This is a genomic window from Methylobacterium sp. 13MFTsu3.1M2, from assembly GCF_900112625.1.
In the GTDB taxonomy this organism is placed as follows: domain Bacteria; phylum Pseudomonadota; class Alphaproteobacteria; order Rhizobiales; family Beijerinckiaceae; genus Methylobacterium.
Window position 1 is genome coordinate 32006 of sequence record NZ_FOMM01000003.1, and the last position, 11876, is coordinate 43881.

At 72.4% G+C, this 11876-nt stretch carries 9 protein-coding genes; 8 read left to right on the forward strand and 1 reads right to left on the reverse strand.

Annotated elements, in window-relative coordinates; translation table 11 throughout:
- Positions 1–11: 11 nt before the first annotated feature.
- On the reverse strand, positions 12–953 hold the full coding sequence (locus BM314_RS02255) for a protein-methionine-sulfoxide reductase heme-binding subunit MsrQ (RefSeq protein ID WP_091976889.1): 942 nt from the start codon (positions 951–953) through the stop codon (positions 12–14).
- A 207-nt stretch (positions 954–1160) separates the two neighbouring features.
- Here BM314_RS02255 and BM314_RS02260 point away from each other — a divergent pair, with 207 nt between their 5' ends.
- From BM314_RS02260 to BM314_RS02295, 8 genes are all read left to right on the forward strand, one after another.
- Complete coding sequence (locus tag BM314_RS02260; RefSeq protein WP_091976705.1) at positions 1161–2171, forward strand: aldo/keto reductase; 1011 nt, start codon at positions 1161–1163, stop codon at positions 2169–2171.
- Positions 2172–2469: 298 nt separating this feature from the next.
- Positions 2470–3231 carry a ribosome maturation factor RimP gene (gene rimP / locus BM314_RS02265; RefSeq protein WP_091679719.1) on the forward strand — a complete coding sequence of 254 codons (762 nt, stop codon included), beginning with the start codon at positions 2470–2472 and terminating at the stop codon, positions 3229–3231.
- A 64-nt stretch (positions 3232–3295) separates the two neighbouring features.
- Positions 3296–4921, forward strand: a complete 1626-nt coding sequence (nusA, locus tag BM314_RS02270; protein ID WP_091679718.1) for a transcription termination factor NusA — start codon at positions 3296–3298, stop codon at positions 4919–4921.
- A 25-nt stretch (positions 4922–4946) separates the two neighbouring features.
- On the forward strand, positions 4947–5669 hold the full coding sequence (locus tag BM314_RS02275) for an RNA-binding protein (RefSeq protein WP_020092717.1): 723 nt from the start codon (positions 4947–4949) through the stop codon (positions 5667–5669).
- Between the two features lie 76 nt (positions 5670–5745).
- The gene (gene infB, locus BM314_RS02280; RefSeq protein WP_091976707.1) at positions 5746–8670 is read left to right on the forward strand and encodes a translation initiation factor IF-2; all 2925 of its coding nucleotides are present in this window, start codon (positions 5746–5748) and stop codon (positions 8668–8670) included.
- 104 nt (positions 8671–8774) lie between these two features.
- Positions 8775–9203, forward strand: a complete 429-nt coding sequence (gene rbfA, locus BM314_RS02285) for a 30S ribosome-binding factor RbfA (RefSeq protein ID WP_020092715.1) — start codon at positions 8775–8777, stop codon at positions 9201–9203.
- A gap of 66 nt (positions 9204–9269) precedes the next feature.
- Positions 9270–10286: a tRNA pseudouridine(55) synthase TruB gene (gene truB, locus BM314_RS02290; RefSeq protein ID WP_056525771.1), complete on the forward strand. Its 1017-nt coding sequence runs from the start codon at positions 9270–9272 to the stop codon at positions 10284–10286.
- Between the two features lie 128 nt (positions 10287–10414).
- Positions 10415–11800, forward strand: a complete 1386-nt coding sequence (locus BM314_RS02295) for a dihydrolipoyl dehydrogenase (protein ID WP_091976890.1) — start codon at positions 10415–10417, stop codon at positions 11798–11800.
- The last annotated feature ends 76 nt before the right edge of the window (positions 11801–11876 follow it).

An 11876-nucleotide genomic window follows, 5' to 3' on the forward strand; every position in this document is an offset into this window, starting at 1 on the left:
GTTCTGCGGCATCAGGCCGACGGCGACAAGGGCTCCCGGACGGGCTCCCGGACGGGTTCCCGGATAGGCACCCGGCGGGCCGCCCGGTCCGGTCGCCTGCCCGGTGCCGGGGCCTTCGGGCCGCGCACGAGCGCCACGAGCGGGAGCGACAGGCCGACGGCCAGCACCCACCAGGCCGGCCGGATCGGCCCGGAGAAGTCCAGGTTGGCGGCGAGGACGAGGTTGGCCGGCACACCGCTGGCGAGGCCGTACCACGCGGCCTCCAGGCCGGCGGTCGCGAGCCCGGCCACGATCGCCAGGAAGAGGAGCGACCAGGGCCGCTCCGGCCACTGGAAGCGCCGCATCACCCGCCAGCCCATCAGCAGCAGGAACAGGCCCGCCGAGAAGACCGGGTCGGTGACGTCGATCTTCGACTGCAGGAAGTAGTGGACCAGGGCCGCCACGGCGATCGTGTAGGTGAGGCGGTGCAGGCGGTTCCAGTTCGGGCCGAGGTTGCGGATCGCCGCGTCCGTGGAGGTCAACCCTAAGGCGATCAGGCCGATCAGGGCCACGAAGCCGATCGTCAGGTAGAGCCGGAGCGCGATCTCGGAGATCACCTTGGTGAGGATCAGGTTCTGGTCGACGGCGTAGAGGGTCAGATGGGCCACCGCGTAGGCCATCACGGTGACGCCGAGCATGCGCCGCACGACGAGGACCTTCGGCCAGTCCGCGAGGCGGCGCAGCGGCGAGATCGCCAGCGAGAAGAGCAGGAAGCGCACCGCCCACTCGCCGGTGGCGTGGATCAGCGCGGTGATCGGCTTCGCCCCGAGGGCGTCGAGCCGGTAGGCGGCCGCGAGGTAGAGCGCGGGCGCGACGCAGCACGCGAACACCGCGAGCTTCAGCCAGGAGAGGCGGCCGGCCCGGTCGAGCCAGGGGAGGGGGATGCCGAGGGCGGCGGCCGAGCGATCGATCATGGGTCCGAACGGAAGCTTCGCGGTGGACGACGGCGCCGCGCCGATGGCCCGGGCCACCGGCGGGAACGGCTGCCCGGGCCATCGGTGCCGTCACGGGTCGGTTCGCCGCGGGCGTTCGCGGGTTACAGGGCGGCGTTGACCTGTGTTGTGGTTGACCGCGCCGTTCCCGCGGCGAGATAGCGGGACGACGGACGTTGGAGGGATCCCATGCAGTATCGCACGCTCGGCCGCTCGGGCCTCAAGGTCTCGCCGATCTGCCTCGGCACGATGATGTTCGGCGGCCCCACCGACGAGGCCACGGCCGGCCGCGTCGTCGCCAGCGCCCGGGAGGCCGGGATCAACTTCATCGACACGGCCAACGTCTACACGGAGGGCCGCTCGGAGGAGATCACCGGCCGGGCGATCCGGGCGGAGCGCGACGCCTGGGTCCTGGCCACCAAGGTCGCCAACCCGACCGGGCCGGGCGTCAACGACCGCGGCCTCTCGCGGGTCCACGTGATGAAGGCGGCCGAGGACAGCCTGCGCCGCCTCGGCACGGATTTCATCGACATCTACTACCTCCACAAGGAGGACCACGACACGCCGCTGGCCGAGACGGTCCGGGCGATCGCCGACCTCGTGCGGGCGGGCAAGATCCGCCATTTCGGCGTCTCGAATCACCGCTCCTGGCGGGTCGCCGAGATCTGTCGGCTCTGCGACGAGGCCGGGATCGACCGGCCGGTGGTGAGCCAGCCCTACTACAACGCCTTCAACCGGATGCCCGAGACCGAGCACCTGCCCGCCTGCGCGCATTTCGGGCTCGGCGTGATGCCGTACTCGCCGCTCGCGCGCGGCGTGCTCACCGGCAAGTACGACCCCGACGCGCCGCCGCCGGCCGAGTCGCGCGCCGGCCGCCAGGACGCCCGGATGATGCAGACCGAGTGGCGCCCGGAATCCCTGCGCATCGCCCGGACCCTGAGGGAGCACGCCGAGGCCCGCGGCATCACGGCCGGCCAGTTCGCCACCGCCTGGGTGCTGAACAACCGCCTCGTCACGGGCGTGATCGCCGGGCCGCGGACGGAGGCGCAGTGGCAGGAATATCTCGGCGCCCTCGACTACGCCTTCACCCCGGAGGACGAGGCGCTGGTCGACGGGTTCGTGGCCGCGGGGCATCCGACGACGCCGGGCTACAACGATCCGGCCTATCCGCTGGAGGGGCGGGTGCCGCGCAGCGGCTGAGACGCGGCCGATCTTCGACCGATCCCCTCATCCTGAGGTGGCCGCGAAGCGCGACATCGAAGGATGAGGCGGAGCTGGGGACGGGCAGGGTTGCGCGGCGCGGCGGATCCACCTTGCGCTCCGGGCCGAGGGCCGCTATCTAGCTCTCAACAGTTCTGATGGCAGTCGAGAGGCTGCGGTTCGGGAGTGGGCCCCACCGGGTCCGCTCTTTTTTTTCGCCGCACACCCTCTCGCCGCGCGAGGCCCCACGCCGCGGGCGGCCAGGCAGAACGCCGCGAAGGTTGCGCGCTAAACACCCATGTCGTCCGAGATTGAAGCGGATCTGTCCGAGAAGCGCCTCGTCCGCGAGGCCGGAGTCGCCGCGCGCGTCGCGCAGGCGATCGAGGGGCCACTCGCGGGCCTCGGCTTCCGGCTGGTCCGGGTGCGGATGTCCAACGTCAACGGCTGCACCGTGCAGATCATGGCGGAGCGGCCGGACGGCACCTTCACGATCGACGATTGCGAGGCGGTGAGCCGCGCGATCTCGCCGATCCTCGACGTCGACGACCCGGTGGGCGGCGCCTACAACCTCGAAGTGTCCTCGCCGGGGATCGACCGGCCGCTGGTGCGGGTCTCGGACTTCGCCCGCTGGGCCGGCTACGAGGCCAAGGTCGAGCTGAGCCCGCCGCTCGACGGGCGCAAGCGCTTCCGCGGCATCCTCGGCGCGCCGGACCCGACGGGCGCGACCGTCCCGATCGACCTGCCCGACGTGAAGGAAGGGCTGCCGAGCCGCATCGACCTGCCGCTGAAGGACCTCGCCGAGGCCCATCTCGTCCTCACCGACGAGCTGATCCGCGAGTCGCTGCGCCGCGGCGGGCCGCCCGCCACGGACGAGGCCGACGAGGCCGAGGACGAGGAGGACGCCGCGGAGAGCGCGCCGCCGGCGCGCGCGCCGTTCCAGCCGAAGGGCCCCCGCAAGGCCAGCCCCGCGGCCAAGCCCCAGAAACAGGCCCGGACCGGCCCGAAGAAGCCGGTCGTGACCAAGGCGTCCCGGCTCAAGGACCGCGACTCCCTGCACTGAGACCCCCGCGCCGGCCGCCCGGCGGCCGGCCCGAAGATTTGACGGAAGAGAAGGACCGACACCGATGGCCGTCGTCAGCGCCAACAGGCTCGAACTCCTCCAGATCGCCGACGCGGTCGCCCGCGAGAAGGTGATCGACCGCTCCATCGTGATCGACGCGATGGAGGAGGCGATCGCCAAGGCCGCCCGCTCGCGCTACGGCGCCGAGACCGACGTTCACGCCGAGATCGACCCGAAGACCGGGGCGCTGCGCCTCTCGCGCCACCTCCTGGTCGTCGATCAGGTGGAGAACGACGCCCGCGAGATCACCCTCGACCAGGCCCGCCGCTACAACCCGGGCGCGCTGGTCGGCGACGTCATCTCCGACACCCTGCCGCCCTTCGATTTCGGCCGCGTGGCCGCGCAGTCGGCCAAGCAGGTCATCGTCCAGAAGGTGCGCGACGCCGAGCGCGCCCGCCAGTTCGACGAGTACAAGGACCGCATCGGCGAGATCCTCAACGGCATCGTGAAGCGGGTCGAGTACGGCAACGTCATCGTCGATCTCGGCCGCGGCGAGGGCATCGTGCGCCGGGACGAGATGATCCCGCGCGAGACCTTCCGGCCGGGCGACCGCATCCGCTCCTACCTGTTCGACGTGCGCTCGGAAGTGCGCGGCCCGCAGATCTTCCTGTCGCGCTCGCACCCGCAGTTCATGGCCAAGCTGTTCGGCCAGGAAGTGCCGGAGATCTACGACGGCATCGTCGAGGTGAAGGCGGTGGCCCGCGATCCGGGCTCGCGCGCCAAGATCGCGGTGATCTCGCGCGACGGCAGCATCGATCCCGTGGGCGCCTGCGTGGGTATGCGGGGATCTCGCGTGCAGGCCGTCGTCGGCGAGCTGCAGGGTGAGAAGATCGACATCATCCCGTGGTCCGAGGACGAGGCGACCTTCATCGTCAACGCCCTCCAGCCCGCCGAGGTGGTGAAGGTGGTGCTCGACGAGGAGGCCGACCGCATCGAGGTGGTGGTGCCGGACGACCAGCTGTCGCTGGCGATCGGCCGCCGCGGCCAGAACGTGCGCCTCGCCTCGCAGCTCACCGGCTGGGACATCGACATCCTGACCGAGGCCGAGGAATCGGAGCGGCGCCAGAAGGAGTTCGCCGAGCGGACCCAGGTGTTCATGGAGGCGCTCGACGTCGACGAGACCGTCGGCCAGCTGCTCGCCGCGGAAGGCTTCCGCAACGTCGAGGAGATCGCCTACGTCGACATCCAGGAGCTCTCCGGCATCCAGGGTCTCGACGAGGAGACCGGCACGGAGATCCAGGCCCGCGCCCAGGACCACCTCGCCCGGATCGAGCAGGCGCACGACGCCCGCCGCACCGAGCTCGGCGTCGCCGACGAGCTGCGCGAGATCGAGGGCATCACCACGCCCATGATGGTCGCCCTCGGCGAGAACGACGTGAAGACCGTCGAGGATCTGGCGGGCTGCGCCACCGACGACCTCGTCGGCTACACGGAGGGCCGCGGTCCCGAGGCCGTGCGCCACGCCGGCTACCTCGACGGGTTCGACCTGTCCCGCGCCGAGGCCGAGGCCCTGATCATGGCCGCCCGCCTGAAGGCCGGCTGGATCGAGGCCCTGCCGGAGCCGGAGGCCGAGGAGGGTGCCGAGGCGGCCGAGGGCGACGAGGCCGCCCCCGCGCAGGCCGAGGCCTGAGGCGGGCGCCGGCGGCGGAGGCGCGATGGTCGCGGTCGACACGACCCTGCCCGAGGACGGGCTGGATGCCGGGGGGCTCGATGCCGGCCCCGGCCGCCGCTCGCCCGAGCGGACCTGCATCGTCACGCGCGTCGTCCAGGCGCCGGACGCGATGATCCGGTTCGTGCGCGGGCCGGACGGTAGCGTCGTGCCCGACCTGCGCGCCAAGCTTCCGGGCCGCGGCGCCTGGATCAGCGCCCGGCGCGAGGCTGTCGCGACCGCGGTGCGGAAGAACCTGTTCTCGCGGGCGTTCAAGGGGCCGACCCCGGCCGCCCCCGACCTGCCGGACCGGATCGCCGCCGGGCTGCGGGACGACCTGCGGCAGGCCATCGCCATGGCCAACAAGGCGGGCTGCGTGGTCGCGGGCTTCTCGAAGGTCGAGGCCGCGATCGGCGGGCAGCCGGGCGCCATTGCGGTGATTCATGCCGCCGAGGCGAGCCCGGACGGCCGGCGGAAGATCGCGTCGGCCTTGCACAGGCGCCACGGCGGGGCCATGTCAAGGATCCCGATCATCGATGACCTGTCCGAGGACGAATTGGACATGGCCTTAGGTCGGGATCATGTGATACACGCTGCGCTCGTCGCAGGAGCCGGAGCCGCCGGCTGCCTGTCGCGTTGGCGTCGGCTACGCTCCTTCGAGGGCGCCGCCGCGGCGACCGGGGAGCCCGATCCAGCCCGAATCGGCGGGATCGACGAAGCCTCACGTTGACGACGCAGGACTATTTTGACCGGCGCCACCGGGTGTCGGTTCACGGGACGATGGAAACCCTCAGGGTTCAGGCTGAATGAGCGATACGAACAACCCGGGCGACAAGACTCTGAACCGGACTTCCCCGAAGCCGCTCGGCCTCAAGCGGCCGATCGAGGCGGGCACCGTGCGTCAGAGCTTCTCCCATGGCCGCTCCAAGCAGGTCGTGGTCGAGACGGTGAAGCGCCGCGTCATCGGTGCGGCGCCGGCCGCCCCTGCCCGTGAACCCGCGCCCGCCCCGCGCCCGGCGGCCCCCGCGCCGACGGCGCCGGCCCCGCGTCCGGCGCAGCGCGCCGCTTCGGGGGTCGTCCTGCGCACCCTGAGCGAGCAGGAGAGTGCGGCCCGCGCCGCCGCCCTCGCCGACGCGCAGCGCCGCGAGGCCGAGGCCCGCCGCAAGGTGGAGGCCGAGGCCGAGGCGCGCCGTCGCGAGGCCGAGGAGCAGGCCCGCCGCGAGCGCGAGACCGCCGAGGCCCGCCGTCGCGAGGACGAGGAGCGCAAGGCCGCGGCTGCGGCCGCCGCTGCGGCGGCGGCTGACGCTGCCAAGGCCGCCGAGGCTCAGGCCGCCGCCCCCGCACCCGCACCCGCGGCCGACGCCCCCGCCGCGACACCGGCCCGTCCGGCCGAGGCGCCGGCCCAGCCGGCCGCTGCCCGTCCCGCCGCCGCGGCGCCGGCGCGCCCCGCGGCAGCGCCGGCCCGTCAGCCCGAGGCGGCCCGTCCGGCCGCCGCGCGCCCGGCTGCCTCCGCCGCGGCTCCGGCCGCTCCGCGCCCGCCGCTGACGCCGCGCCCCTCCACGGGCGAGCCGCGCAAGACCATCACGGCCGACTCGCGCAAGCCGCGCGACCTCAACTTCATGGCCCGTCCGGCTCCGGCGCCCGAGCCCGAGAAGAGCGCGACGCCGGCGACCGCCGCGCGTCCCGCCGGCGCGGGGGCCGCGGCGCGCCCCGCCGGTCGCGGTGCCCAGACCAACGAGGACGAGTCCGAGACCAAGCGGGTGATCCGCCGTCCCGGCATGCCGCTCAAGATCATCGCGCCGCCGAAGACCCCGAAATCCCCGGGCGGCGACCGCAACCGCGGCCGCCTGACCATCGCCAACGCGACCTCGGGCGAGGACGAGCGCACGCGCTCGGTCGCCTCGTTCCGCCGCCGCCAGCAGCGCATGAGCGGCCGCGGCCACGTGGAGCAGAAGGAGAAGCTGTCCCGCGAGGTGACGATCCCCGAGACGATCACCATCCAGGAACTCGCCAACCGCATGTCGGAGCGGGCCGTGGACGTGATCCGTCTGCTGATGAAGCAGGGCCAGATCCACAAGATCACCGACGTGATCGACTCGGACACCGCCCAGCTCATCGCCGAGGAACTCGGCCACACGGTGCGCCGCGTCGCCGAGTCCGACGTCGAGGAGGGCCTCTCCTCCGACGAGCCGGATCTGGAGGAGGATCTCGATCCCCGTCCGCCGGTGGTCACCATCATGGGCCACGTCGACCACGGCAAGACGTCGCTGCTCGACGCGATCCGCAAGGAGAACGTGGTCGAGGGCGAGGCCGGCGGCATCACCCAGCACATCGGCGCCTATCAGGTCGCGTCGCCCTCCGGCGACATGATCACCTTCATCGACACCCCGGGCCACGCGGCGTTCACGTCGATGCGCGCCCGCGGCGCCAAGGTCACCGATATCGTGGTGATCGTGGTGGCGGCCGACGACGGCGTCATGCCCCAGACCATCGAGGCCATCCAGCACGCCAAGGCGGCCGGTGTCCCGATGATCATCGCGGTCAACAAGATCGACAAGCCGGACGCCAAGCCGGAGCGGGTCCGCACGGAGCTGCTGCAGCACGACATCCAGGTCGAGTCGATGGGCGGTGAGACCCTCGAGTTCGAGGTCTCGGCCAAGACCGGCGCCGGCCTGCCGCAGCTCCTGGAGGGCATCCAGATCCAGGCCGAGATCATGAACCTGCGCGCGAACGAGAAGCGCGACGGCGAGGGCACGGTCATCGAGGCCCAGCTCGACCGCGGCCGCGGCCCCGTGGCCACGGTCCTGGTCCAGCGCGGCACCCTGTTCACCGGCGACATCGTCGTCGCGGGCGCCGAGTGGGGCCGCGTGCGCGCCCTGATCGACGATCTCGGCGAGAACGTGCAGTACGCCGGGCCGTCGGTGCCGGTGGAGGTGCTGGGCTTCAACGGCACGCCGGATGCCGGCGACCGCGTGATCGTGGTGCCGAACGAGGCCCGCGCCCGCGAGGTCACCGAATACCGCGCCCGTCAGAAGCGGGAGCGCCAGAACGCGCGGACCGGCGGTGCCAACCGCTCGCTGGTCGACATGATGCGCGACCTCAAGGAAGGCGCCGGCCGCAAGGAGCTGCCGGTCGTCATCAAGGGCGACGTGCAGGGCTCGGTCGAGGCGATCTCGGGCGCCCTGGAGAAGCTCGGCAACGACGAGGTCGCGGCCCGCATCCTCCTGGCCGGCGTCGGCGGCATCACCGAGTCGGACATCACCCTGGCGCAGGCGTCGAAGGCCGTCGTCATCGGCTTCAACGTGCGCGCCCACAAGGAGGCCCGCGAGGCCGCCGAGCGGGCGGGCATCGAGATCCGCTACTACAACATCATCTACGACCTCGTGGACGACATCAAAGCCACGCTGTCGGGGATGCTGCCGCCGACGCTCCGCGAGGAGCGCCTGGGCGAGGCGACGATCCAGGAGGTTTTCGAGGTCTCCAAGGTCGGCAAGGTCGCGGGTTGCCGCGTCACCGACGGCATCGTGGAGCGCGGCGCGCATGTCCGCCTCATCCGCGACAGCGTCGTGATCCACGAGGGCAAGCTCAAGACGCTCAAGCGTTTCAAGGACGACGCGAAGGAAGTCACCTCCGGTCAGGAGTGCGGCATGGCCTTCGAGAACTTCGAGAACATGCGCGCGGGCGACGTGATCGAGTGCTACCGGGTCGAGGAGATCCGCCGCACCCTCTGACGCTCCGGACTCATCCGGACAGGGCGGCCGCGGCACCTGCCGCGGCCGTCTTTTCTTTTTTCAGGACGTGCGCCGTCCGCTCCGGCGGGCCGGCCCGAGACAGAATGGCCCAGAAACCGACCTCCACCGGCCCCTCGCAGCGCCAGCAGCGCGTGGCCGAACTCGTGCGCCACGCGCTGGCCGAGGTGCTCCAGCGCGGCGATATCCAGGATCCGGTGCTCGGCACGCATGTCGTGACCGTGCCGGAGGTGCGGATGTCGCCGGACCTGAAGCTCGCCACGGCCTACGTGATGCCGCTCGGCGGCCTCGACGAGGCGCCGGTGATCGCCGCCCTGGAGCGCCACCGGAAGGTGCTGCGCCAGGAGGTGGCCCGGCGGGTGAACCTGAAATTCGCGCCGGAACTGCGGTTCCGGCGGGACGAGACCTTCGACGAGGCCGCGCGCATCGACCGGCTGCTGCGGGACGAGCGGGTCCAGCGGGACCTCGAGTCCGGGCCCGAGGACGACGAACCGGAGACTGGGACGGGGCATTGAGTCCCGATACCAAGCAGAAAGGGACGGGGCATCGACCCCGGGGGACACGCGGACATGACGGTTTCCATGGAAGATTTTCCGCCGGCCGAGCGCCAGGCTCCCCCGCCGAGCGCTGAGCGCCGCGGGCCGGAGGGGCGCCGTCCGCAGCGCGGGCCGCGTCCGGACCGGCCGAAGCGCCGGGACGTCTCGGGCTGGGTGATCCTCGACAAGCATGTCGGCATGACCTCGACCCACGCGGTCGCAGTGGTGAAGCGCGCCTTCAACGCCAAGAAGGCCGGCCACGCCGGCACCCTCGACCCGCTGGCCTCCGGCATCCTGCCGATCGCCCTCGGCGAGGCGACCAAGACCGTCCCGTTCGTGATGGACGGCCGCAAGGCCTACCGGTTCACCGTCCAGTGGGGCATCGAGACCGACACCGACGATGCCGAGGGGCGTCCCGTCGCGACGAGCGACGCCCGCCCGGACCGGGCGGCGGTCGAGGCGGCGCTGCCGGCCTTCGTGGGCGCGATCGAGCAGGTGCCGCCGCGCTACTCGGCCATCAAGATCCAGGGCGAGCGCGCCTACGACCTCGCCCGCGAGGGCGAGACCGTGGAACTGGTCGCCCGGCCGGTGCAGATCGACCGGCTCGCCATCGTCGAGCACGACGGCGAGCGCACCGTGATCGAAGCGGAGTGCGGCAAGGGCACCTACGTGCGGGCGCTGGCCCGCGATCTCGGCCGGATGCTCGGCTGCTACGGCCACGTGGCCGCCCTGCGCCGGACCCGCGTCGGCCCCTTCTCGGAAGCCGAGGCCTGCCCGGTCTCGGCCCTGACCGACGGCAGCCCCGAGGCGGCCCTCGCCTACCTGCGACCGGTGGAGACGGCCCTCGACGCCATCCCGGAGGTCGCGGTGTCGCGCGATCTGGGCCTGCGCCTGATGCGGGGGCAGTCGGTCATCCTGCGGGGCCGCGACGCCCCGGTGGAGGGCAAGGCCTTCGCGACCTGCGCCGGGATCCTGGTCGCCGTGGGCGACGTGGAGCGCGGCGAGCTGGTCCCGCACCGGGTGTTCCACCTCGGCGGCACGGCCCCTGGCCGCAGCGCCTGACACGCCGGCTCCGCGCCGCCTGAGCGCGCGGGGCCCCGGCCGGTCCAGGCCGGGCTGAGACGAGAGCGCGCAGGCGGAACGAACCTGAGCCGTGACGCTTTGGCCCCGGCGGACGGTCCGGAATGCTGATGCGCGAACTCGACTACGACGTGGCGGTGATCGGTGCCGGGACCGCCGGAATCGCGGCCCATCGCGCCGCGACGGCGGCGGGGGCGCGGTCGGTCCTGATCGAGCGCGGCCCCGGCGGCACGACCTGCGCGCGGGTCGGCTGCATGCCCTCGAAACTCCTGATTGCCGCGGGCACCGCCGCCCACGCGGCCCGCACCGCCGACCAGTTCGGCATCCGGGTTCCGGACGTCGCGGTGGACGGGCCCGCCGTGCTGCGGCGCCTCCGCGAAGAGCGCGACCGGTTCGTCGGCAGCGTCCTCGAAGGTCTCGACGATCTCCCCGAAGACGAGCGCCTCGGCGGCACGGCGCGGTTCGAGAGCGACCGCACCCTGCTGATCGACGACGCGATCCGGATCCGCTTCCGGGCCGCGGTCATCGCCACGGGCTCGAGCCCGATCGTCCCGGAGCCCCTGCGGGGCCTCGGCGCGGACGTCCTCACCACCGACACGCTCTTCGAGATCCCCGATCTCCCGGCCTCGCTGGCCGTTCTCGGGGCCGGTGCCGTCGGGATCGAGATCGCCCAGGCCATGGCCCGGCTCGGCGTCGCCGTCACGGTCATCGACGCGGGCGACACCGTCGCCGGCCTGACCGAGCCCGACCTCGCCCGGCAGGCCGCCGCGATCTTCGCTTCGGAGATGGATCTTCACCTCGGCGCCGAGGTTCGGGACGCCGTTGCGGACAGCGACGGCGTGCGTCTCGACTGGGTCGACCGCCACGGTCGCGACCAGGTCACGCGGGCGGCGCGGGTGCTGGCCGCCACCGGCCGTTCTCCGAACCTGGAGCCCCTCGGGCTGGAGGCGACCGGCCTTCGAATCGGCGAGACGGGCGTGCCGGACTTCGACCGGCGCAGCCTCGTCTGCGCCGGGGCACCGATCCTGATCGCCGGCGACGTCGACGGCTGGCGACCGGTGCTGCACGAGGCGAGCCGCCAGGGCACGATCGCGGGCGCCAACGCGGCCGCCCTCGTGGCGGGCCGCCCGGTCGCGACGCCGGAGCCGTGGACGAGCCTCGCGATGGTCTTCACCCATCCCCAGGCGGCGGTGATCGGCGCACCCTACGACCCGGAGGACGATCGACGGATCGTCGGCGCCCTGGATTTCTCCGACCAGGGGCGCGCCCGCGTGGAGGGACTGAACCGCGGCGGCATGCGGATCTGGGCCGATCGGTCCGGGCGACTGCTCGGGGGCGAGATGCTCGGGCCGGCCGTGGAACACCTCGCGCACCTGCTCACGTACGCCGTCGCCGACAAGCAGACGGCCCAGGCCGTGCATGATCGCCCGGTGTACCATCCTACGGTTGAAGAAGGGCTTATCAGTATTATGTCTAAGATCATACAGAGAAGCTGAGGCGTTGATCTTGCTGACATCACTAGCATTGCGCTCGGCCATTTCGGTCGCCATACCGGTCTGAATGAGCCGGTTT